At 41.4% G+C, this 23762-nt stretch carries 18 protein-coding genes and 1 tRNA gene; 9 read left to right on the top strand and 10 right to left on the bottom strand.

Annotation, left to right across the window (positions count from 1 at the left end; translation table 11 throughout):
* The first annotated feature begins 43 nt into the window (after positions 1-43).
* The 5 genes from NVS78_RS11980 (at position 44) to NVS78_RS12000 (ending at position 6134) form a co-directional block, all read left to right on the top strand.
* Entirely contained in the window at positions 44-919 is an 876-nt protein-coding gene (locus NVS78_RS11980) for a Cbp1 family collagen-binding glycoprotein adhesin (RefSeq protein ID WP_286359388.1), read from the top strand.
* A gap of 228 nt (positions 920-1147) precedes the next feature.
* Positions 1148-1972: a type I methionyl aminopeptidase gene (gene map / locus NVS78_RS11985; protein WP_434802139.1), complete on the top strand. Its 825-nt coding sequence runs from the start codon at positions 1148-1150 to the stop codon at positions 1970-1972.
* Positions 1973-2215: 243 nt separating this feature from the next.
* Entirely contained in the window at positions 2216-3088 is an 873-nt protein-coding gene (locus NVS78_RS11990; RefSeq protein WP_286359390.1) for a helix-turn-helix domain-containing protein, read from the top strand.
* 245 nt (positions 3089-3333) lie between these two features.
* On the top strand, positions 3334-5253 hold the full coding sequence (locus NVS78_RS11995) for an AAA domain-containing protein (protein ID WP_286359482.1): 1920 nt from the start codon (positions 3334-3336) through the stop codon (positions 5251-5253).
* Positions 5254-5624: 371 nt separating this feature from the next.
* Positions 5625-6134 carry a bacterioferritin gene (locus NVS78_RS12000; protein ID WP_041502257.1) on the top strand — a complete coding sequence of 170 codons (510 nt, stop codon included), beginning with the start codon at positions 5625-5627 and terminating at the stop codon, positions 6132-6134.
* Between the two features lie 56 nt (positions 6135-6190).
* On the opposite strand, the gene NVS78_RS12005 is transcribed toward NVS78_RS12000, so the two are convergent.
* Positions 6191-7489 carry an NAD(P)/FAD-dependent oxidoreductase gene (locus NVS78_RS12005; RefSeq protein ID WP_286359391.1) on the bottom strand — a complete coding sequence of 433 codons (1299 nt, stop codon included), beginning with the start codon at positions 7487-7489 and terminating at the stop codon, positions 6191-6193.
* A 287-nt stretch (positions 7490-7776) separates the two neighbouring features.
* Complete coding sequence (locus NVS78_RS12010) at positions 7777-9162, bottom strand: OmpP1/FadL family transporter (RefSeq protein WP_286359392.1); 1386 nt, start codon at positions 9160-9162, stop codon at positions 7777-7779.
* A gap of 185 nt (positions 9163-9347) precedes the next feature.
* Here NVS78_RS12010 and NVS78_RS12015 point away from each other — a divergent pair, with 185 nt between their 5' ends.
* Positions 9348-9554 carry an RNA-binding S4 domain-containing protein gene (locus tag NVS78_RS12015; protein WP_041502260.1) on the top strand — a complete coding sequence of 69 codons (207 nt, stop codon included), beginning with the start codon at positions 9348-9350 and terminating at the stop codon, positions 9552-9554.
* A gap of 429 nt (positions 9555-9983) precedes the next feature.
* Here NVS78_RS12015 and NVS78_RS12020 read toward each other — a convergent pair whose 3' ends face one another.
* Positions 9984-10418, bottom strand: coding sequence for an OsmC family protein (locus NVS78_RS12020; protein WP_286359393.1), 435 nt, complete (start codon positions 10416-10418; stop codon positions 9984-9986).
* 278 nt (positions 10419-10696) lie between these two features.
* On the opposite strand from NVS78_RS12020, the gene NVS78_RS12025 reads away from it, so the two are divergent.
* Positions 10697-11161 (top strand): GNAT family N-acetyltransferase, encoded by a 465-nt coding sequence (locus NVS78_RS12025; RefSeq protein WP_286359394.1) that lies wholly within the window; start codon positions 10697-10699, stop codon positions 11159-11161.
* Positions 11162-11335: 174 nt separating this feature from the next.
* Here the strand turns inward: NVS78_RS12025 and NVS78_RS12030 are convergent.
* The 5 genes from NVS78_RS12030 to NVS78_RS12050 all read right to left on the bottom strand — a co-directional run bounded on the left by NVS78_RS12030 (position 11336) and on the right by NVS78_RS12050 (position 16244).
* Positions 11336-11408: transfer RNA gene (locus NVS78_RS12030), tRNA-Lys, on the bottom strand.
* Between the two features lie 119 nt (positions 11409-11527).
* Positions 11528-12133 (bottom strand): IMPACT family protein, encoded by a 606-nt coding sequence (locus tag NVS78_RS12035; RefSeq protein ID WP_286359395.1) that lies wholly within the window; start codon positions 12131-12133, stop codon positions 11528-11530.
* A gap of 28 nt (positions 12134-12161) precedes the next feature.
* On the bottom strand, positions 12162-13589 hold the full coding sequence (dnaA, locus tag NVS78_RS12040; protein WP_059025484.1) for a chromosomal replication initiator protein DnaA: 1428 nt from the start codon (positions 13587-13589) through the stop codon (positions 12162-12164).
* A 368-nt stretch (positions 13590-13957) separates the two neighbouring features.
* Entirely contained in the window at positions 13958-15145 is a 1188-nt protein-coding gene (locus NVS78_RS12045) for an MlaD family protein (RefSeq protein ID WP_286359396.1), read from the bottom strand.
* A gap of 10 nt (positions 15146-15155) precedes the next feature.
* On the bottom strand, positions 15156-16244 hold the full coding sequence (locus tag NVS78_RS12050; RefSeq protein ID WP_286359397.1) for an N-acetylmuramoyl-L-alanine amidase: 1089 nt from the start codon (positions 16242-16244) through the stop codon (positions 15156-15158).
* A gap of 166 nt (positions 16245-16410) precedes the next feature.
* On the opposite strand from NVS78_RS12050, the gene NVS78_RS12055 reads away from it, so the two are divergent.
* Positions 16411-18975: a putative LPS assembly protein LptD gene (locus NVS78_RS12055; RefSeq protein ID WP_286359398.1), complete on the top strand. Its 2565-nt coding sequence runs from the start codon at positions 16411-16413 to the stop codon at positions 18973-18975.
* 31 nt (positions 18976-19006) lie between these two features.
* Here the strand turns inward: NVS78_RS12055 and rlmB are convergent, their stop codons facing one another.
* Complete coding sequence (gene rlmB, locus NVS78_RS12060; RefSeq protein WP_041502266.1) at positions 19007-19750, bottom strand: 23S rRNA (guanosine(2251)-2'-O)-methyltransferase RlmB; 744 nt, start codon at positions 19748-19750, stop codon at positions 19007-19009.
* Positions 19751-19761: 11 nt separating this feature from the next.
* A complete protein-coding gene (locus NVS78_RS12065) occupies positions 19762-21720 on the bottom strand; it encodes an ABC-F family ATP-binding cassette domain-containing protein (protein WP_286359399.1) in 1959 nt (652 codons plus the stop codon).
* Between the two features lie 294 nt (positions 21721-22014).
* On the opposite strand from NVS78_RS12065, the gene pruA reads away from it, so the two are divergent.
* A complete protein-coding gene (gene pruA / locus NVS78_RS12070) occupies positions 22015-23646 on the top strand; it encodes an L-glutamate gamma-semialdehyde dehydrogenase (protein WP_286359400.1) in 1632 nt (543 codons plus the stop codon).
* Positions 23647-23762: the final 116 nt, after the last annotated feature.

The following is a 23762-nucleotide window of genomic DNA, read 5'->3' on the forward strand; positions in this document are numbered from 1 at the left end:
AGAACAACAGCACGAATAAATGTAAACTTAAAAATTAACAATCATGAAAAAGATTTTTTTATCAATCGGAATATTCTCTCTGTTATTCCTCGGCAGTTGTGTTGAGAGCTCGCAAAAATACAAAACCCTGGTCGCCAAATACGACTCGTTAAACACAGTTAACACGAATCAGAATGCAGAGATGGAGAATATACTCTCCGGCTTAAACGAGATCACGGCAGGAATGCAATCTATTCGCGAAGCAGAACATCTTTTGGCATTGGAATCGGCTAAAGACCAAAAAACAAACACGACCAAAGAGCAAATAACCAAATTAAAAGACGATATCAACGCTCTCTCTGGAGCAATCAATACCTACAAGGATCAGATTGCCAAATTGGAAAAACAAAATAAAAGTCAATCGGCCCAATTCAAGAAACTAATTGCCGGCTTAAACGAAGAACTGGATCAAAGTAAAACTAAAGTACAGGAAATGACTCGTTTATTGGCAGAGAAAGAGAAGGAACTGGGCATAAAGAATCAACAAATTGCAGAGTTAAACCAAAATGTTTCCAATTTACAGGAAGAGTCTACCTCTCAAAAAGAAACCATTTCAAAACAAGATGCCGATATTCACACGGGACATTACCTGATCGGCAGCAGAAAAAACTTGAAAGCAGCTAACGTTATTTCACGTCAGGGAATCTTCTGTCCGCCGATCGTCTCCACGCAGGCCCAGAATGCAAGATTTGAGAACATCGACATCCGTGAAACGAAATCAATCGCACTGAACTCTAAAAAAGCAAAAATACTATCCGCTCATCCGGCCAAATCATACACTTTAGAAGCCGATGAAAACGGGATGCAAAAATTAAACATCAACGACGAAAACGCATTTTGGAAACAAACAAAATATCTGGTTGTAATGATTTCAGAATAACACTTCACACATAATCAACACACACGACGGTAGATGTCCGGAAAATTTTTCCGGACATCTTTTTATTCTATTTTACCATTCAACACGGAATAATCTCTAACAAAAATCCGTACCTTAGCGACAAACTTTTAAGTAATCTCATTTTTGCCTCCAGAGTCTTTTTTTCTCCGGGACAATTATTAAAACATTGCAAATATGATATTCAAAAAAAGCAACGGTTTACAACCTATGAAAGATTTCAAAAGCCTTTCATTCGAAGAAAAATTACAGGTATACAGACGTTTAGGTTGTACTGTTCCTCCCCGGAAAATCATAAAAAACGCGGAACAAATTCAAGGTATAAAAAAGAGTGCCGAAATAAATACGGCGGTATTGGATTACGTGTCACAACATATCAGAGCGGGAATTTCCACGGAAGAGATAAATTCCATGGTTCATGATTTTACAGTTGCTCATGGAGCAGTTCCGGCACCCTTGAATTACGAGGGATTCCCCAAAAGTGTCTGTACCTCCATTAACGATGAAGTGTGTCACGGAATCCCCGATAAAGATATCATCTTGCAAGAGGGAGATATTATCAACGTGGATGTCTCCACTATCTTAAACGGTTATTTTTCGGATGCCTCCCGCATGTTCATGATCGGAGAGGTCGATAAGAAATTACAACGGTTGGTAAAGGTGACCAAAGAGTGTTTGGAAATAGGCATAGCCGCTGCCAAGCCCTGGGGATTTTTAGGAGATATAGGAGCCGCCATCCAGGCACATGCCGAAGGCAACGGTTATTCCGTAGTTCGCGATTTTTGCGGACACGGGGTAGGTTTACAGTTTCATGAAAAACCGGAAGTGGAACATATCGGTAAACCCGGAACGGGCATGGTGTTGGTTCCCGGAATGATATTTACCATCGAACCGATGATCAATATGGGTTCCCATGAAATTTTTATCGATGAAGACAACGGATGGACGGCTTTGACGGAAGACGGTTTAGCGTCAGCCCAATGGGAAAACACGATCCTAATAACAGAAACAGGAGTTGAAATTCTTACTTGGTAAGTAAAAATAACCGAATCCCCACTGTTTCTATTTATTATTCGCACCGGACTCCTGAAGAGTTTCTGGAAAAGTTAAAGTATAGAATTTATTTAAATATAACTAATTAATAATAAGCAACATAAAAACAACTTTTTATTTCACTTATCACATTGAGCTTATTATGAGATCATTTGACCTCTTTTCATACATTTAAAACACTCAAAGCTGATACTTTTGTATAAATCAAAAGGTGCAAAATCGGTTATGAATACAAACCTATGTAATCAAAAGGATTGTTCATATTACAATTCTCAAATCGTTAATGGATTTGAATTATACAAAATTCCGGCTAATCAAACTATTCTCCGTAAAGGCAATCAGAACTCACATTCACTTTTTTTTATATTATCCGGAAAGGTTTCTCTTTCGTTAAGTACCCATCCGACCCTCATTTTCGAAAAAGGAAATCTACAATTAATCCCCAAGGGATATTCCGCTACTTTCCAAACCGGAAACGAAGAGTGTGAAATTCTTATTCATCGCTTTACCGGTCTTGAAATATATTGCAAACAGATCAATCTGGCTTCAATAAATCAAAATAATCGTTTTGATTATAGATTCCAACCTTTTCCGATAGAATCCCATCTGTTAAAGTTCCTCGAATACATCCGCTATTCTTTGGACTCAGACGCCTTTTGTCAATTGGTGAATGAATCATCCAGAAAAGTTTTAATTTCCATATTCATCCAACATTATTCTAAAGAAGCTATTTATCAAATTTTCTATCCTATTATGGGAAGAAATGAAAATTTCAGGTCTTTAGTCATTCAAAACTATCACAAGGTAAATAGCATTCCTGACTTCGCCAAAGAAACAGGTTGCAGTTTATCTACTTTTAAACGAAAGTTTAAAACCACTTTCGGAGAATCTGCTTACAAATGGTTACAAACCCAAAGAGCCAAAGAGGTGGAGGCCTATTTACAAGATATAAGAATCGATTTCGCAGATATTATTGAAGAATTTCGATTTACTTCACACAAAGCATTATATCATTTTTGCAGGATGTATTTAGACGCGAGTCCCTCGGAGATCCGCAAAAAAGCTACGTCATTTTCGAAACAGGAACAAGTGAAATAGATCCTTTTGAAGAGACATTAAAAGTAAGCCAATCAGGGGTTGATTTATATTATTTTTAATGTAATCAGGTGTTGGGGTCGCAAACAATTACCAATAATGTTGCACCCCACGCCTGTTCAAAATAGAAATCCTCTTTCGATCGATTTTTTTCAAAAAAATTTCCTCGATAACCATTCATTTACCTGATTTACCATTCGGGTATGAGAATAATATATACTTTTGTGATTGAAATACTCACAAAGCGTATGAGGCCCGAAACCACTATTTCTCCGTTAGTCGACCTGTTACGACAATACAAATTATTGCAACAGGAATACGAGTACGAGAAAGAGCTATTTTTTCAACATACTCAGCATGCCGGAATAATAAAAAAAATCCGGCAAGGAGTGTGCTGGCATCCTGTAACGATCTGCAAAAGTCATTACAATCCACTGAATCAATTTATTATAGAAATCAAGCGAAAAGAGGGAGAGGTGACCGAACACACTTTTGAATACGGTCGCCCCGTTTGTTTCTTTAAATCGGATCCCGTGACGGGACGACTTCATTACTTCGGCTTTACGGGAATCATCAGTTATGTGCAAGAAAACACCATGTCGGTCGTTATGCCTCATTCCAACGTACTTCTTGATCTGCAAGGCGACCATACGTTAGGGGTACAACTCTGCTTTGACGGGACTTCATACAAAACCATGTTCTCCGCCTTAAAGGAGGTTATGGAAGCTAAAAACAATCGCTTAGCTCACCTGAGAGAAGTCATTTTAGGAAATATTCCCTCTCAATACAAAGAGATAGCGGACACCCATTTTTTTTGGTTAAACCGATCTCAGGAAAAAGCTGTCAACCGGGTCATCTGCGCGAAAGAGATAGCAATCGTACACGGACCTCCCGGAACAGGAAAAACAACGACCTTGGTAGAAGCTATTTATGAAACGTTACGACGGGAAAATCAAGTTCTTGTATGTGCTCAAAGCAACACGGCAGTAGACTGGATATCCGAAAAATTATTGGACCGGGGAGTAAATGTCATGCGTATAGGGAATCCGACACGGGTAAACGAAAAGATGCTTTCCTTCACCTATGAACGGAGATTCGCATCACATCCTACCTACCCTGCCCTGTATAATACACGAAAAAACATCCGGGATATCATTACACAAATAAAGAAGACCAAAGGGGATAAAAGAGAGACACTTCTATCCCGTCTACGCCAGTTAAAGGAAAAAGCCATTGAATTGGAGATTCGCATAGAAAAACAACTTTTCGGAGAAGCACGTGTCATAGCCTGTACTCTTGTAGGATCGGCCAATAAAACACTAAACGGAAAAAGATTCTCAACCCTCTTCATTGATGAGGCCGGTCAAGCATTAGAAGCCGCTTGCTGGATCGCCATCGCTAAAACCGAAAGGGTTATTTTAGCGGGGGACCACTACCAACTTCCCCCCACGATAAAATGTTATGAAGCAGCTTGTCAAGGACTAAACAGAACTCTTCTACAAAAAATCATTCAACGAAAACCAGAGACCATCTCCATGTTGGAAATTCAATACCGCATGCACGAAGAGATCATGCGCTTCCCCTCTCTCTGGTTTTATCATAACCGTTTAAAAGCGGCTCCCGAGGTTTCACGACGGAATATCCTCGCGTGGGATACTCCTATCGTCTGGTACAATACGGCATCTTGTGCATTTACGGAAACTCCGGTCTCGGAGACTTTCGGACGCATCAATAAACCGGAAGCGGAACTATTGGTCAAAATACTTCAAAAGTACATAGAAGAGATCGGTATCGAACGGGTTATTGACGAACGTATCGACTTCGGACTTATATCACCCTACCGGGTACAAGTCCAATACCTGAGGCAGCTTATCAAAAAAAATCGTTTTTTTATACCGATCCGAAGATTATTGACCATCCATACCGTGGATGGCTTCCAGGGACAAGAGAGAGATGTCATCCTGATCAGTCTCGTCCGAGCCAACGAAAGAGGTGAGATCGGATTCTTAAACGATCTCCGCCGAATGAATGTCGCCATCACGCGTGCGAGAATGAAGCTAATGATCATAGGAGACTCCTCCACCTTAACCTGTCATCCGTTTTACAAGGCACTGTACAAATATATTGCAGAAACCGGAAAGGTAATGGAGATTTTGAAGCCGGAATAGCATTTCTCTTTTTCTGTTGGAAGAAACGATCACATTGCTGGCAAATAGCATGTTCCAATAAAGTTTCGAGAATCCCCCCTATTCCATCTCGGTCTTCATACCATTCAACCAAGACTCAATCCGCTGGTCCCGATTCCCCCTTTTGTTCGTTCTCCTCAATACCTGTTCGATGCCGCAGGACAAAAATAAGAGACAAGGATGTTCCCGCAACTCCCCATCGGCAGTAAAAAACCGGCTCTCCCCACGCGTGGGGAATAGTTATAAAAATAGATCCGTGAATACTCTTAAAATGCGGTAAGATTTCATGTTTATTTACTTTTTTTTTCTATCTTGCATCACAATAGATTGTATAACCACTTATTCAAAAAATTATGAGCAAAAAGGAAAAAAGCATTGAATTATTAAACAAAGCCGTTGCAGATGAATTAGTTGCCGTTCATCAATACATGTATTTTCATTTCCGTTGTGACGACATGGGGTATGATTTACTATCCGGCCTATTCAAACGTACGGCCATTCAAGAGATGATGCACGTAGAGCAATTAGCTGAACGTATTCTTTTTCTAAAAGGAGAAGTTGAAATGAAACCCGCTTCGGACATCAAGCATATTCACGATCCGAAAGAGATGTTGGAAACGGCAACGATGATGGAAGAAGGCAGCGTGAATGACTACAATAAATGGGCGAACGAATGTGCTGCCAACGCAGACTCCGTATCTAAAAAATTATTTGAAGCCTTGGTCGCGGAAGAAGAAGTACACCAGGATCAATACGAAACGGAATTAGATAATCTCGGTAAATTCGGGGCAAATTACCTGGCGCTACAATCCATTGAACGCAGCAAGAGCGTAGCAACCGGAGCTCAACCTGCCGGAGAATAAAAACAGAAGACTTGGAGCACTGCCTGAAATACAAAATTGGACAGTGCTTTTTGTTTTCAAGAAACTTTTTTTTGTTTTTCTTCCGGTCGAATCCATAAACGCAAGGCTTGATCATAGGTAACATAGCTCCACATCCAATTGATAAAAATAAACAAACGATTCTTCACGCCCACAATACTCATCAAATGAACGAACAACCATAACATCCAGGCCATTGCTCCGTTAAAACGTATTTTATTCAATTCCACCACGGCTGAATTACGCCCGATCGTTGCCATTGCCCCTTTATTCCTATACTTGAACTCCTGCAAAGGGTGCCCGGCAAGAATACGATACAGGTTCTTAGCCAATAAACGGGCTTGTTGTATCGCCGGTTGAACAACCTGAGGATGTCCGTGGGGGTTACCTGAAGTAATCATTATAGCCGTGTCTCCTATTGCAAAAATATCTCCCATTCCCTTTACCCGACTAAATTCGTCCACGATCAAACGATACCCCTTCCCATACGTATCAGGGGAAAAACCTTTCAATCCGTTTGCTTTCACTCCGGCTACCCAAAATACATTGTACGTTTCAATCGCTTCCCCATTTACAAAAGTCAACGCCTTACCGTCATACTCCTTCACCAAAGCATTTAAACGTATTTCAACTCCCTTATCCTTCAAATACCGTTCCGCATAATCGGAAGACTTGGGGGTAAAAGCTCCCAACAGACGATCCGCCCCGTCAACTAAAACAATCCGCATCCTATTTACATCCAAATCCGGATAATCCGAAGGAAAAACGAACCTCTTCATTTCGGCCAAAGCTCCGGCTAACTCTACCCCGGTAGCTCCCCCTCCGACAATGACGAAAGTCAATAAACGCCCTTGTTCTCCCTCATCCTTACTATTCAAAGCCCTTTCAAAACTCTCAATGATTTTATTCCGGTCGAACAATGCTTCCGAAGTATTTTTCAATTGCATGGTAAAATCTCCCAATTCCCGGTTTCCGAAAAAATTAGTCCGGCTCCCGGTAGCAATGACTAAATAATCGTAATCGATAAAACCGATCGAAGTCAATAAGCGATTTTCATCCGGAAGAACCTCCTCGGCCCGACATACTCGAATATGAAAATTTTTCCGGTGTTTAAAAATCCGGCGAAAAGGAAAAGAGATTTCACTCGGCTCAATAGCCGACGTGGCTACCTGATACAAAAGAGGTTGAAACAAATGGTAATTGTTTTGATCAATCAATATGATTTGAAATTTTTCATCATCCAACTCCCTGGCTAATTTCAAACCGCCGAACCCGCCACCGACAATCACCACTCTTTTTTTTGTTCCCTTTTCCGGAATATGACTCATTTTCTCCATACTTATCATTTTTATAGAATATACGTATCGTGATAAAAAAAGTCATGGATGCCCGAATATTTATTCTCTTCTCTTACAATCTCTTCTTCCCAAACAGGACATTACCAAATGCCAGGCTCATGAACAGAGATTGTTTTATACTTTTAAGTACATCCGGAAGCGAGAGGAAGCATGTCATTCCATAAACAAAACGCCTGTAAGGTCGGATAATCCTTACAGGCGTTAACTATGATTATTAATTTCACTTATTGCCCGATGAAAGAAATTTATACTTTCCGGTATTTTTATTAAAATCGATACGCAATTCCCAAAGAAGGAGAGAACGCGGTGGATTTATACTTTCCGGAGAATACATCTTTCTGTCCAGGAATAACCACATTCTGAGAAGTATAATTTCCATGGCGGCTGAATCCCTGAATATACAAAAAGGCAAAATCGATTTCCAGGTTTTTGTAAGGAGAAAAAGTTAATCCGGCAGAGATACCCAACTTATTCATTCCCGGAGTCTCCGGATTGTAGTGATTTTTCCGTATCGGGCTTTGATCGTAATAAATTCCGGCACGCAAATCCAAACGATCCGTTGTTTTATACTTAGCTCCTATCCGGTATATCATCGTGTTCTTGTAATTCTTCTGTGCTTTAATGGGTTTAATTCCCAACTCCGCTTCGTTGAAATAGACATTCAGGGAATCATAGGCCTGCCATCCCACATATTGTAAATCCAATGCCAACTCCCAACGATCGGTAGGACGATAGCTAACGCCTAACGTCGTGTTGGAAGGTAAAGGAAGCTCGGCATGAAAAGTACCTTGATCGTATTTAGGAATAGACAGGTCCGGAACAATAGCTCCCAATTGTCCTAATAGATTTTCAATATTCTGGTTAGCGTAAGTTAATTCGGCCTCACCCTCCTTTACTTTCATTTCAATTTTCGAGCGATAGGAGAACCCTATCGTCACTTTTTCACAAGGCTCATACATCACCCCTACATTAAAACCAACCCGCACATGAGCTTTTCCGTCCAATCGAGCATAAGCCGGCGGAACTTTAGTTCCCTTTATCAACTGTACAATCGCCTCTTTCTGTTCATCGGGAATAGGAAGAGGGGCACTCTCTATCATCTTTCCGACGGTCTGAAATTCATTAACACTCAGTAAAGCACGCGAAAGATTTACCTCGCCAAAAGCTAACTGCAAGCCAAACCCCACACTTAAACCATCCATAATTTTATAAGACAAAGTAGGTTGAATTACATAAGCTTTCAAGCTTATATCCTGAATCAAATTGGCACCTAACCAGTTTTTAGGCCACTTCAAAGAGTTTCCGTAAGGTGTATTAAAAGCGATACCCGCGGCTAAATTATCATAAATCCGGAATCCGGCATAAGCATATATCGGGGTACTGACAGGATTATCCGTTTTAATAGAATACCCATCCGATGAATATTTCGCTTGCGCCATGACAGCCGACATTCCGATCGAAAGATCTACGGCCTGATTCATAAAAACCAACCCTGCCGGATTAAAATGCATACTTTCAGCCCCTAACTTCATCGCCACACCCACGTGTCCCATTCCCGTCTGCTTAGTGCTTAACAAATTGACCTGAAAACCTTCAGCAAAAGAAGACAAACTACATATACACACGAATACGAATACAAAAAAATTTTTCATGCTAATCTATTTTACATTAAAACTAACCGAAGGTCTCTTCCAACCTTCTTCCCTTTGAAAAGGAAAACATGCAAATCCTTTATCATTTTTAAGAGATCGCAAAAATAACAAGTCGAACTTCAAGTTGTTTCTACTTTACGGTATGCTGCAAAAAATAGTTACCTTTGCAATAAATTTGCAACATCATGATAACGTTCGAACTTACAACAGCATACATCGAGTTAATCAAATTACTGAAGATTACCCGTATCGCGGAAAGCGGCGGTATGGCAAAAGTATTGGTAGAAAATGGAGAAGTACGCCGAAACGGAGAAATAGAAACCCGAAAAAGAGCTAAAATAACCAAAGGAGAAACCATTACAGTATTAGGGAAAACCATCCAAATCGTCTGATCAGTCTACCCTAAAAAACAGAAAGAGACCCGAAGGTCTCTCCGTTTTAGTTGGTAAACTAAGTGGTGTTAACAGGACAAATATAAAAAAATCTTGTCAGAAAAAAATATACATTTAAGACATTTTTATGTCCTCTCCCCTATCTCTGTTCAACCTCAAGGCATTACAAAATAAAAAAATACCGATATTTAAATATTTCCGTAATTTTAACACTATCTCTTCAAAAAGCGATACCGGAACGAATACCTCCTTCTCTTTCCCTCATCGGGTTCTTCCCCCTCGGTCTAACCGCAAGTGCCGATGAACCGCACTCTCCCCCGCTTCTCGTCCCAACGATCGGGTTAGTAAACGAGATCACCGGAAATCCGCACACGCGAGACCAAAAGCAACGTCAGGAATACAAGGAGTCTTGTAATAAAGCTCTTTGTATTATTTCAAAAGAATTTCCACCGGGGTAATATGACTGATCGTATCACTCACCGGGCAACGTTCCTTAACCGTTTTTATCCACCTTTCCAATGTCTCCGAATCGGCGTCCGTATCGGCTTTTATCACCACTTCTATTTGTTTGTAGCCGGCCCTGTCCTCACTCTTTTTCCCAAATAACCTATCCGGATTCAGACTACCGGACAACTTGATCTCGAGCTTTCTGAGCTCGAAATTCATCTCTTGGGCCACCATGTGGCACACGACATTCAAACAGCCGGACAAAGCCGCCAATAAATATTCCACGGGATTAGCACCCGCGTTTGTCCCTCCCAATTCGGCGGGTTCATCAATAACCATCTCAAAATTCCGTACTTTCACGAAAGTCTTCGTGGGATTCTCGCTATGCGCTCGTACGCGAAAAGTCAAATCTGCCATAACTATTACATTAAAAAAAATAAACTCTTCCCTATTTTCATTGTTTACAGGAATAAAATCTTCGCCTTATCATTCGACGGATATCTTACACGAAACAAATCTTTATTTTGTTTTAACGATATATAAAATAAAAGGTTTACGGTTTCCTTACCCTTCACTGCACCCGTATGGCCATGCAAGCAGCTTTGTTTCCTCCCCCGCCATGCTAAAAATCCGACTTTTCGCGATAATAGATACGACAAAATGTATATATTTGGAAAAACAAACGGAATAAACGGATGGAAGCAGTACGACTAAAAATTTTATCGGTAAAAGAATATCCCGAGATCAAAGATAACGCAATAGAGTACATCAGCAGTAAATGGTCTTCTGTTTCCCGGATTATTTATGACGATTGCATATCCCATTGCATGACGACTTCCGCCGCTCTGCCCCAATGGTACATCCTCGTGAAGGAGGATGAATGGATCGGCTGCGCGGGACTTATCACGAATGATTTCATCAGTAGGATGGATTTATATCCCTGGCTCTGTAGTTTATATATCGAGGAATGCCACAGAGGACACTCCTACGGACGTTTATTGATCGAAAGAGCCATACAGGATACTAAGAATACGGGATTTCAGAACTTGTACCTGAGTACCGAACACGTGGGATACTACGAAAAATACGGATTTAAATACCTGGGTATTGGTTATCATCCGTGGGACGAAGAATCGCGAATTTACGGAATAACATTATAATGCCGATATTCACGAGGCGTCTTTCCCGTCATACGACGAAAAAACTCGCAGAAAAACAATACACCCTTTTGAGGACACGATCGACGTTACAAATTCCCAATGGGAAAATTCGAAGATAAAAGAAGCAATGAAAAAACCCAGATCGATACGATGAACGATCTGGGTTTCATTTTGTGATCCAGCTGGGATTCGAACCCAGGACCCCAACATTAAAAGTGTTGTGCTCTACCGGCTGAGCTACTGAATCGTCAATTGTTTTTTACAATTGCGGTGCAAAGATAGTGATTCCCATTGATTCTACAAGAATTTACGCAGAAATTTTCAAAAAAGTTTTTGGCATAAAAGAGCGTTCGTACCGCAAAGAAATCAGGCTTCGTCTATTTCTATATGCAGGGATTCGATTTTCAATAAACGTTCCTGAAGACGGGCAGCATTTTTTTTTCTAATACTCAACAACATATCGCAATCCATCTCAAAAGTTCGCTCCAAAATCTCCGCTTCTTCCTCTTTCAATACTTTCATTACATCATTCATCACCAAGTAGCTGAATCTGATATGAAATATTTCATTCACGGTCTTTTCAATAATTACGGCATGGGCAATCGCATCGGAGGCAGCTTCCTTATAGGCCTGAATCAACCCGGAAACCCCTAATTTCGTCCCTCCAAAATACCGGATCACGACAATCAGTACATTCGTCAGCTCGTGTGCATGAATCTGTCCAAGAATCGGTTTCCCGGCCGTGGAAGAAGGTTCTCCATCATCATTAGCCCGAAATCTCAACCTGTCTGCCCCCAAGCAATAAGCATAGCAATGATGGCGGGCATCATAGTATCGGGCTTTTAATCCGGCTATAATTTCTTTGATCTCGTCCTCATCGGATACCGGGTAAACATAAGAAATAAAACGACTGCCTTTCTCCTTATACAGGCCTTCGGCAATCGCTTCTATTGTCTTATAGGTATCTTCCATAAACAATTACAACACGCTATTGTTCAGGTTAATTATTACAATACAATTTTTTCTGCAACTCTTCCACCCGAGAACGGAATGCCCGATCCGTTTCCATCTGGTCGGATACGGCCTTACAAGCGTAAAGAACAGTCGTATGATCTTTTTTTCCGATCTGGTTACCGATATAGGAAAGAGAGGCATTGGTAAAATTTTTACTGAAATACATGGCTAACTGACGAGCCTGCACTACCTCCCGCTTCCGGGTTTTCTCCTGCAAAAGCTGAGCCGGCATGTTGAAGTACTCGCATACCACTTCCTGAATACGCTCTACGGTAAGCTCCGCCATTTGTCGTTTTACCATCTTACCCAAGATCTCTTTCACGACTTCGACCGTCAGATCCTTTCGATTAAAAGTGGACTGGGCCAACAGAGAGATCATGGCACCTTCCAATTCACGCACGTTATTATTCACGTACTTACAAATGTACTCCAATATCTCATCCGAAAAGTCAATTCCGTCCTTCTTAGCCTTAAAACGGGCAATCTCCATACGAGTTTCGAAATCCGGCGCTTTGATCTCCGCAGACAAGCCCCATCTGAAACGAGAAAGCAAACGTTCTTCCAAACCACTCAACTCTGCCGGAGCTCGGTCGGAAGTTAAGATCAATTGCTTACCGGATTGATGAAGATGATTGAAAATATGGAAAAAGGTATTTTGAGTCGCGGTTTTTCCAGCTAACTCATGAATATCATCCAGTATCAAAACGTCTATCAGTTGATAAAAATGCAAGAAATCATTGATCTCGTTTTTACGAACGGCCTCGGTAAACTGCGTCTGGAAAACATTCGTCGTGACATAAAGCACCACCTTTTCCGGAAAATTCTGTTTTACCTCCAATCCGACAGCCTGAGCCAAATGCGTTTTCCCCAAACCGGAACCTCCATAAATCAATAAAGGATTAAAAGCAGTTCCCCCGGGACTTTGAGCGATGGCGACACCTGCAGATTTCGCCAAACGATTACAACTCCCCTCTATATAGCTTTCCAGCGTATAAGAAGGATTCAACTGAGAATCGATTTGCAAACGATTATTACAACGTTCGAACGGATTTTTCAAGGCTGTTCCGTTTGCCGTTTTATCGTAATAGGCGGTATTAGGTTCAATCTTTTTCGTATGGTTAGATGACATTTTTACCGATAAAGGTTCCGTACGACGACTCTCCTCGACGACAACAGAATATTCCAACTTCGCAGTCGGACCGATTACCGAACGAATGGCATTTCTCAATATCTCCACGAAATGCTCCTCCAAGCACTCGTAGACATATAAACTCGGAACTTGAATAATCAACACATCTTGCTGAAAACTCAAAGCATGTATCGGCTCAAACCACGTCTTAAAGGTCTTTGGCGGTACCTGCTCCCGGATCAAACTTAAACATTCTGCCCAAATACTATTACAATCCATTCTCATTTGTATATCTTTTAAATTTCACCTTACCGTGAAATGGAATGCTAAATTCGAAAAAAAAAATCAGAAAAAAAATGTCGGTTTTGTTTGTTTTTTATCAATTCCAGCTTACAAATTATATATCAGCCGTTTAGACATAATTGCCTATCGACAAGAAGGTTACACGAAAAACTTAACATAAAATCCTCTCTCTATTAATGCAATCCACTTAACATAATTGTAACCCAATCGAAGGAGATTCAAAAAAGGTAAAGCTTTAAAACATAGAGAAGAGAAACAATTTATTTTATCTTCAAGATACAAAATAATACACACAATTATGTTAAGTAAACAAAATCCCTATTTTTATTATTTAGAACAATTCTATTTTGTCAAATGAAGTCGATTTTAACAATATACGCGTTATTATATCGTTTCATAACACTATCCAACTGACGTTGCGCTGACTTCAATTTTTTATACGTATTCCAAATGTATAAATACTTCCCTTTATATCTAACTTCCTTTAAATTAGGATTTTGCTTATATATCTCAGCATCAGGCGATAAACGATTTTCCGATTCGTAAATCACAATACCATACTCCATAATATCTTTTTTACCGGAGGAAAAATCTATTAACGAAAGGTTAATAAACTTCTTGGGATTATACCTGAACTCGACTAAAAGCCTATTCAGATTCTCTGACACCTGATTCAGATTGTAATAAAATTCATCATTATTAACAAATGCGCCGAAGGTACCTCTTCCCTCATTCATTTTAATCAATATGGAATCGACCTCAGACAAAGCATTTTGCAAAACGAGCAAGGTTTGTTTCAAATTTGCCTGCCGGATAGAATCGCTAATCGCGGCAAAATTGGATAAAGTCCTCGAAATCTCGCCGTTATTCTGTTCCAAATTAGCCGTTATGCTATTTATATGTGCCAATATTTGGCTGATTCGCCCGGCCTCTCCTTCGATCAAGGTATCCAAATTCCCCGAAGCTCCTTCCAAATGATGTAGTGTCCGATCAATACTACGAAAACTATTAGCCAAATTTTGTTTCGTATCTTCATTAAATAGTCCTTGTATAATGGATAGGACAGAATCCAAAGATGAAAAAAGATGCTCGGCTTTCTGTTTTAAAGGTAACATCTGGTTGCTCACTTGCTCCATCAATCCCTGTTCCAACTGAGTTCTTAAGGTATCCCCGTTAACTGCCAATTGTTGAGCATTTCCCGGAATCAAATTAATGATCTTCGATCCCATTAAATCCGCACTTTGAATATAGGCGGAAGTATTCCGCGCCAATTCCAATCCCTTCTTGACTGAAAATTCCACTAACACCTTATCGAAACGTTCTCCGGTAAAAGAGATCGAGAGAACTTGTCCCACCTGATACCCCCGGTAAACCACACCGCTTGAAACCTTCAACCCGTCAACCCTATCATAAAGTCCGTAAAAGATATTTCTGGACTCAAACAAAGAACTTCCTTTCAGAAAATTTATTCCCCAAATCAAAATAATTACCGCCAACAATGCCGTTATCGCTAATTTAACCTCCCTTTTTATCTTCATAAGCTGCATTTTATTTCTTTTCCCATTTTTTCACTTCGGACAACGGTACGACCCGACCGTTCGATATCGCGATCACAAAACAGTCTTTTACGCTTTTACGCAGTCGCTTTTGCACTTTCTGGACCTCTTCATAAGAAGAAAATTTACCCACATAATATTTATACCGACCGTCACTCCGTATCTCCTCGATCTTATCTTTCAAATGTAAACGTTTCAAATCCGTAACCCTGGTAGCAGAAGAGAGCACCTGTACGGCGTAGAACCACTCTCTATCGGACGATACGGCTTTAGGCTCTTCCTTCAATACGATACTCTTCTTCTCCATCTTATTTTTGTATTCTCTAAATGCACTAAAAATCGCCTGAGCCATTTTTTGTTGTCCCGATTCACTTGTCAGGTATTGCAAATCTTTCGCGTTGGAAATAAAACCGGTTTCAACCAATATGGCAGGCATGCCGACATCCATCAGCACGATAAAACCGGCTTGTCTCACTTCCCGATTGACCGATCCTAAACTTTTCACCAACTCTTGTTGTACCGGAGTCGCTAATTCCATGCTATTGATCAGGTAGCTGTTTTTCATAAAATTGAACATGATATACGACTCCGTTTTTTGCGGATCAAATCCGTCGTATTTCACCGTATAATCCTCTTCGTAATGAATGGCTTCATTTTCCTTCATGGCAACCTGCAAGCTGGCCTCCGATTTATGTAACCCGAGCACGTATGTTTCCACCCCCCGGACCGTCGGATTCTTAAATTTATTCACATGGATCGAGATAAACAACTGGGCTTTTTCCTTGTTGGCGATCTTTCCCCGTTCTCTCAAATCAACGGCCACATCCTTTTTGCGGGTATACACTATTTTCATATCAGGATAATTCTTGTGGATCAAATTCCCTAATTTCAGGGCAATAGCCAACGTAATATCCTTCTCTTTTACCTTTCCATTTATCGCTCCCGGATCCTTTCCGCCATGCCCTGCATCAATACAAATACAGGAGATTTTTCCCAACTGATCCTGTGCTGACAGATGGCCGAAAAAACCAAACAAGCAACAAACAAACATTAAAACTATAATCCCGTACCGATTTATCATGTTATTTAAAACTTTTTAAAAAGAAACATGAGTATTAACATCAATATTTTTTACTTTTGCAAAGCGAAAAGCTGTATCACGTCAGTAATATTAGTCACAAAAATAATATATTAAATTGCAAATTAGATTATATACAGGGCTTTTTATTAAGAAATGCATCATTTTTATGGCTATTGCCCTGCCTATTATACTCTCGTCGAATAGTTTTGCTGCCGAATATTTATTCGGGGAATCGCTATGGAATATGACGGCTGATACGACTGGACAACCGGGAGACAGTCTTCGGATCGTATATGATTCTATCGGAAACCCTGTCGACACCCTCCGGAGAGACAGCACCCCGGAGGCGGAGCCATTATTTGACGACCTAATAACCTACGAATCAGCCGATTCGGTTAGATTTTCCATTGCCGACAAAAAAGTTTTCTTTTACAAGGATGCTCTCATCAAATACATTAAAACGGAATTAAAAGCCGATTATATCGACTTGGACATGGAGAAAAAATTGGCTTTTGCTTCCGGAGTTCCCGACACTGCAGGAACCCTGATCGGTAAACCGCACTTCAAAGACGGGGGACAGGAGTTTGACAGTAAAGAGTTACGGTATAATTTTGAAACCCGTAAAGGTTTCGTGAAAGAGATCATCACCCAAGAAGGAGAAGGATACCTGCAGGGAAAACTGACTAAAAAGCAAAGCGACTCGGTCTATTGTGTAAAAAACGGATGGTACACGACTTGCGACGAGCACGACCATCCTCATTTCTATTTCCGTATGAGCAAGGCCAAGATGATCAAGGACAAAAAAGTTTTCGCCGGTTTCACCAACTTGGTTTTGGAAGACGTACCTCTTCCGCTCTTTCTTCCATTCGCTTATTTTCCGATCACCAAAAAAGGAACATCCGGTATCATTATACCTACTTACGGAGAAGAAAGGATGAGAGGTTTTAACTTACGCAACGGAGGGTACTATTTCGCAATAAGCGATTACATGGATCTTACCATCACCGGAGACATATACACGAATGGCTCCTGGGGCGTGAGATTAGGATCCACCTACAGAAAACGTTACAAATTCAACGGTAACTTCGACTTTTCGACGAGTAAAAACTACGTCAGCGAAAAAGGGATGCCCGATTATCAAGAGTCAAGCGATTGGTCCGTACGTTGGACTCACTCGCAGGATGGAAAAGCAAATCCTTATAGTACATTTTCCGCTTCCGTGGATATGTCTTCTGCCAACCAAAACTATTTTAACTCTACAAACATCAACGAAATAGCCAATCAGCGAAAGCAATCCAGTATCTCATGGAGCAAGAAATGGCCTGAAAAACCGTTTAGCTTAAGCGGTTCGTTCAATCATAATCAGAACAGTCAGGATTCATCCATATCCGTTACCCTGCCCAATCTGAGTTTCCGTATGAGCCAAATCTATCCCTTTCGCAAAAAAGGGAAAGTAGGAGAGATGAAATGGTATGACAATATCGGTATTTCTTACTCGGCTGATTTAAAGAATAACATTCAAACCAAAGAGGACAAGCTGTTCAAATCCTCTTTTACCAGAGACTGGAATAACGGATTCAGACACAATATTCCCCTCAGCCTGTCTTTTAAATTGGCAAAAGACATCACGCTCACACCTTCACTCAATTATAACGGCTATTTGAACCTGAAAACAATTGAAAGAGTATGGGTTCCGGACACCACTTCAAGCGGCGGACATTTCGTTCAGCGAGATATCCCGGGCGTCAACTATTCTCATGATTATTCCGCGAGTGCTTCCATCGGCTATACGCCGACCATATACGGTATGTTCCTGTTCAAACCGGGTTCTAAGGTCTATGCCATACGGCACGTGATACGTCCTTCACTCTCGGCGTCCTATACGCCACCGATCAGTCCGCTGGGGAACTACACGAAGACTTACACCGACGGGGTTACCGTTACGGAATATTCCATATACGAGGGTATGACTTACCGTCCTTCCACTCAAACCAGTAAACAGGCGGGAAGTGTCAGTTTCAGTTTGGACAACAACCTCGAGATGAAAGTGAGGAACGATCAGGATACGACCGGCGAGGAACAATTCCGGAAGATCAAATTATTAGAAAGTTTTAGGATACAAGTCAGTTACAATCCATTCGCCGAAAAATTCAAATTCAGTACTATCGGTTTAAGTGCCCGGACAAAATTATTCAATAGCAGAATCGACCTTAATTTCACCGGGACCTTAGATCCTTATGCATTGGATGAAAAGGGTAATAAATTGAATAAATACCATGGAGGAATCGGGCGGCTCACAAACGCATCTCTCAGTACCGGTATCAACTTTTCCGCGGACAACGGTAAAAACAAAGAGGAAAAAAACGAAATGGTCGGAGGGTACTACGAGCAATACTTAGACTTTGATGTTCCCTGGTCCATCAATATCGATTATACATTCAGCTACAGTAAACCCGTTTTCAAATCCACGGTAACACAAATGATGGGCATCAACGGAGACTTCTCCTTAACGCCTAAATGGAAAATCAGTTTCACCAGCGGTTATAACTTCGCCACCAAAGAGATTTCGGCAAGTAGTTTCCAGATCACACGCGATCTGCATTGTTGGGAAATGAGTTTCAACTGTATCCCGTTCGGACAACACCAGTCTTATAATTTCCAGATCAACGTACGCTCCAGTATGCTAAAAGATTTAAAGTTAACCAAGAGAGCTTCCTGGTATGACCTATAAAAAAGCATCCCTCAAGGGGGATGCCTTTTTCTTATCCTCTTTGTCTGACGGCTTCATACAAAACGACGGCAGCAGCGGCAGACACGTTTAACGACTCAATATCTCCCTTCTGCGGTATTTTAATCTGTTCATGGGCATGTCTCAATAACTCTTCGTCAATCCCGGTATCCTCCGAACCCATAATGATAACGCACCCCTCTTTCATATCCACCTCCGTGTAATACTTCTCCCCTTTTTCACTGGCAGCATACACCATCATCCCCCGCCGTTTCAACTCCTTGATCACCTTCTTCAAATTTTGCTCCCGACATACCGGCAAATGATAGAGAGCACCCGCCGAGGTTTTAATGGCATCCGACGATATCTTAGCCGAATTCTTAGTCGGAATGACAAGAGCATGCACACCGGCACATTCTGCCGTACGGGCGATTCCACCCAGGTTACGCACATCCGTGATGCGATCCAGTATCAGGATCAAGGGCATCTCTCCGGCTGCAAGCACCCGATCCACCACCTCATCGATATCCCGATAAGTGATAGGAGAAACTTCCGCCAATACCCCCTGATGATTTCGTCCTTCAAAAGGTTTGAATACCTCTTCGGGTACATACTGAAAAGGGATCCCCTTATCTCTCACCATAATGAACAGTTTCTGAAAGAGTTCTCCTTCCCTCAACCCCTTTTTAAACATCACCTTATCGATCTCCTTTTCCTGTTGAATAGCCTCGATCACGGCACGAAGCCCGAATATACACTCTTGTTTATATTTTGCCATATCCTATTATTTTACGATTTATAATTATCAATTGTAGCCTTCAAATGCTCTAAATTTTCATTCTCCTCGCTCCATTCACTCATAGCCTGATCCAATCTCGACTTTTTCTCCTCATACATTTTAAGCAGCTCTTCATTTACAACACCTTCGGACATCTTCCCTTCGATATCCGCAATTTTCTTTTCCAAAGTCGCAATCTCCTCTTCCAACTTCCCGACCCGGACTTCAACACGCTTTATCTCCTTGTTGAACTGCTTCCGTTCCAAAAATGCCTGCTTATTTTCCGAAACACTCTCCTCGTTTTCTTCTACGCTTACAACCTTGCCGCGTCCCGGATGCATTCGCTCGTATTCCCGGAAACACTCCATTTTTTTTGTTTCCAGAAAACGAGTAACCCCACCCAGGTGTTCCTTTATTTTTTTATCTGCAAATTCATATACCTTATCGGCCAGACCGGTCAGAAAATCCCGATCGTGCGAGACGACAATTACGGTTCCTCCAAATTTTTTCAACGCTTCTTTCAAGATATCCTTCGTGCGCATATCCAGATGATTGGTCGGCTCATCAAGGATCAGCACATTATAAGGCTCCAATAACAGACGAACCATAGCCAAACGCGTCCGTTCTCCCCCGGAAAGCACCTTTACTCTTTTTTCCACCTCCTCCCCGGAGAAGAGGAATGCACCCAAGATGTCCCGGATTTTTTTCCTGATCTCACCGACAGCCACTTGATCCACCGTATCCAAAACACTCAAAGAAGAATCCAACAAGTCGGCCTGATTTTGTGCGAAATAACCGATATTCACGTTATGACCGATTTTCAGCGTTCCTTCATATGGAATCTGGTCCATAATCATCCGTACCAACGTCGTTTTCCCCTCTCCATTACGTCCCACGAAAGCCACTTTCTCTCCCCGTAATATATCGATATCAACATCTTTCAACACCACATGATCCCCGTAAGCCTTAACCAAATCCCGGCCGTGGACGACCACGTCTCCGGAACGAACAGCAGGCTGAAAACGCACGCTGATCCGGGCCTTATCCTCCGGCTCCACCTCTATCCGCTCTATCTTATCCAACTGTTTGATCCGGGATTGGACTTGAACCGATTTGGTCGCTTTATAACGAAAACGTTCAATAAAATCTTCCGTATCCTTGATCTGCTTCTGCTGATTCTCGTAAGCCTTCATCTGCTGTTCTATACGCTCCTTTCTCAACTCCGTGAACCTCGTATAAGAAACCTTATAATCGTATATCTTCCCCAAAGAAATTTCTATTGTACGCGTCGTAATCGTATCTAAAAACGCCCTATCATGCGATACCAACACAACAGCCCCCGGATAGCTTTGAAGAAAAGACTCCAACCAGGAAATAGACTCTATATCCAAATGATTGGTCGGCTCATCCAATAGAAAAACGTCAGGACGTCCTAACAATATCTTTGCCAGCTCTATGCGCATACGCCATCCCCCGCTGAACTCTTCGCATCGACGATCCAAATCCTCCTGTCGAAACCCAAGACCTTTCAAAACGACCTCGACCTCCCCATTCACATTCTCTCCGCCACGCATCCTTAATTGCTCGTCTTTCACATTCAATCTATCGATCAACTTCATATAATCGTCCGACTCGTAATCCGTCCGTTCGGCCAACTCCAGGTTCAAGCGTTCGATCTCCCCCCGCAAAGCCAACACATCGTCAAATGCCGACTCCGCCTCTTTTCTGACGGTTTTTCCTTCGGCATACACTTTTGTTTGAGGTAAATACCCGATTTTCAAATCAGAAGGCATGGAAACATTTCCTTCCGAGGGCTCCTGTACGCCGGCCAGAATCTTTAATAAGGTAGATTTACCCGCTCCATTGCGCCCCGTCAAACCAATTCGATCTCTTTTGTTGACCAAAAAAGAAACAGATTCCAACAGCGAGAAACCTCCAAATAAAACGCTAACATTGTTAACAGATATCATATCCCTTCAAAAAATTAAATAAGATGCAAATATACGAAACTTATTTTATTGAATCACGCGAACAAGAGGTATCCCTTTAATTTGTCCGCAAATAGTCCATCTCCTAAATAAAAGCAATCATAAAAACAGGGCAGATTGCCTTTACAACGGATTCATTTTTATTTAACCCTATTTCAAAAACTGACATTTGTCTTGTTTTATACGTCAAATATTTTTTATATTTGAAAAATTCATCCTAAAACAAGGGGTACAAAATTGTAGAAACATAATATTAACTGCTAAAATTGATATAAAATGCCTAAAGGAGTTTACAGACTACCGAACATTACCAATGAGCCGATCAAAAGCTATGCTCCTGGTTCACCGGAAAGAAAAGAGTTAAAAGCACAAATTAGTGAAGTAAAAGCAACAACCGTAGACCTTCCCATGATTATCGGGGGGAAAGAGGTACGTACGGGAAAATTGGCTGACATTCGTCCTCCTCACGACCACAAGCATCTGTTAGGACATTATCATCAAGGCGATGCATCTCATGTACAAATGGCTATCGAGGCGGCATTAAAAGCCAAACCGGCATGGGAAAAAATGGGATGGGAAAGTCGGGCTGCCATTTTTTTAAAGGCCGCAGACCTGCTTACAGGTCCTTATCGCCAAAAAATGAACGCGGTCACCATGTTGGGACAATCCAAAAATGCTTTTCAGGCAGAGATCGATTGCGTGTGCGAGCTGGCGGATTTCTTTCGCTATAATGTAAAAAATATGTACGAGATCTACCATATGCAGCCCAATTCCGCCCCCGGAATTTGGAATCGTACCGTATGGCGTCCGTTAGAGGGTTTTATTTTTGCCCTTACTCCATTCAACTTTACCTCCATCGCCGGAAACTTACCGGGAGCTCCCGCACTTATGGGAAACGTATGCGTATGGAAACCGTCTAAAACCGCCGTGTATTCGGCACACCTGATCATGGAGATATTGAAAGAAGCCGGTCTTCCCGATGGAGTCATCAACCTGGTATATTGCTCCGGACCGACCGCTGCCGATGTTATTTTCAAACATAAAGATTTTGCCGGAGTACATTTTACCGGTTCGACAGCCGTCTTTAACGATATTTGGGCTAATATAGTAAATAACATAGACAAGTACCGCTCTTACCCTCGAATCGTAGGAGAAACCGGAGGCAAGGATTACATATTTGCCGATCCTACCGCTTCAGCAAAAGAAGTTGCGACAGCAATCGTAAGGGGAGCCTTTGAATATCAAGGACAAAAATGTTCCGCGGCTTCCAGAGCATACCTCCCTTCTAACCTATGGCCGGAGATCGAAACATTGGTAAAAAAAGATCTGACTGAAATTAAAGTCGGAGGAATCGAAGACTTCAGAAACTTTGTCAATGCCGTAATCGACGAAACCTCTTTCAACAAACTATCCGCAACCATCGATGCTGCCAAGATTTCCAAAGATGCAGAAATTGTGGCCGGCGGTACTTATGACAAATCCGTCGGATATTTTATACAACCCACGGTTATCCGTGCTCTAAAACCGGATTATATCACCATGCAAGAAGAATTATTCGGTCCGATCATTACCATTTACGTGTACGAGCCGGATAAGGTAGAAGAGACGTTGGATATACTCGACAAAGGTTCTGCTTACGCCCTTACGGGAGCCATTTTCTCCAATGATCGCAACCATATAGAAAAACTAACAGAACGTTTGACACACACGGCAGGTAATTTCTATATCAACGATAAACCGACCGGTGCCGTTGTGGATCAACAACCATTCGGCGGAGGACGGGCTTCCGGAACCAATGACAAAGCAGGAACCGTGTTCAATCTCTTAAGATGGGTATCGCCTCAGGCAATTAAAGAAACGTTCGTTCCCGCAACTAATTATACGTATCCGAATTTTCTGGAAGAATAAATCAACAGGCAAACGCAGGTTTCGGTTTGTCGATCTTCAACCAGAGAATTTTCGCCTACAATCATGAAATGAAGTGAATTATAAGTATTTTATTAAAATATTTAGAACAAAATCAC

The sequence above is a fragment of the Gabonibacter chumensis genome (assembly GCF_024741215.1).
Taxonomy (GTDB): domain Bacteria; phylum Bacteroidota; class Bacteroidia; order Bacteroidales; family Marinifilaceae; genus Gabonibacter; species Gabonibacter massiliensis.

What these genes read in the sequence shown, in the direction of transcription:
- NVS78_RS11980 (WP_286359388.1), top strand. Translation starts at nt 44, where the DNA reads ATGAAAAAGATTTTTTTATCAATCGGAATATTCTCTCTGTTATTCCTC.
- map (WP_434802139.1), top strand. Translation starts at nt 1,148, where the DNA reads ATGAAAGATTTCAAAAGCCTTTCATTCGAAGAAAAATTACAGGTATAC.
- NVS78_RS11990 (WP_286359390.1), top strand. Translation starts at nt 2,216, where the DNA reads ATGAATACAAACCTATGTAATCAAAAGGATTGTTCATATTACAATTCT.
- NVS78_RS11995 (WP_286359482.1), top strand. Translation starts at nt 3,334, where the DNA reads ATGAGGCCCGAAACCACTATTTCTCCGTTAGTCGACCTGTTACGACAA.
- NVS78_RS12000 (WP_041502257.1), top strand. Translation starts at nt 5,625, where the DNA reads ATGAGCAAAAAGGAAAAAAGCATTGAATTATTAAACAAAGCCGTTGCA.
- NVS78_RS12005 (WP_286359391.1), bottom strand. Translation starts at nt 7,489, where the DNA reads ATGGAGAAAATGAGTCATATTCCGGAAAAGGGAACAAAAAAAAGAGTG.
- NVS78_RS12010 (WP_286359392.1), bottom strand. Translation starts at nt 9,162, where the DNA reads ATGAAAAATTTTTTTGTATTCGTATTCGTGTGTATATGTAGTTTGTCT.
- NVS78_RS12015 (WP_041502260.1), top strand. Translation starts at nt 9,348, where the DNA reads ATGATAACGTTCGAACTTACAACAGCATACATCGAGTTAATCAAATTA.
- NVS78_RS12020 (WP_286359393.1), bottom strand. Translation starts at nt 10,418, where the DNA reads ATGGCAGATTTGACTTTTCGCGTACGAGCGCATAGCGAGAATCCCACG.
- NVS78_RS12025 (WP_286359394.1), top strand. Translation starts at nt 10,697, where the DNA reads ATGGAAGCAGTACGACTAAAAATTTTATCGGTAAAAGAATATCCCGAG.
- NVS78_RS12035 (WP_286359395.1), bottom strand. Translation starts at nt 12,133, where the DNA reads ATGGAAGATACCTATAAGACAATAGAAGCGATTGCCGAAGGCCTGTAT.
- dnaA (WP_059025484.1), bottom strand. Translation starts at nt 13,589, where the DNA reads ATGAGAATGGATTGTAATAGTATTTGGGCAGAATGTTTAAGTTTGATC.
- NVS78_RS12045 (WP_286359396.1), bottom strand. Translation starts at nt 15,145, where the DNA reads ATGAAGATAAAAAGGGAGGTTAAATTAGCGATAACGGCATTGTTGGCG.
- NVS78_RS12050 (WP_286359397.1), bottom strand. Translation starts at nt 16,244, where the DNA reads ATGATAAATCGGTACGGGATTATAGTTTTAATGTTTGTTTGTTGCTTG.
- NVS78_RS12055 (WP_286359398.1), top strand. Translation starts at nt 16,411, where the DNA reads ATGGCTATTGCCCTGCCTATTATACTCTCGTCGAATAGTTTTGCTGCC.
- rlmB (WP_041502266.1), bottom strand. Translation starts at nt 19,750, where the DNA reads ATGGCAAAATATAAACAAGAGTGTATATTCGGGCTTCGTGCCGTGATC.
- NVS78_RS12065 (WP_286359399.1), bottom strand. Translation starts at nt 21,720, where the DNA reads ATGATATCTGTTAACAATGTTAGCGTTTTATTTGGAGGTTTCTCGCTG.
- pruA (WP_286359400.1), top strand. Translation starts at nt 22,015, where the DNA reads ATGCCTAAAGGAGTTTACAGACTACCGAACATTACCAATGAGCCGATC.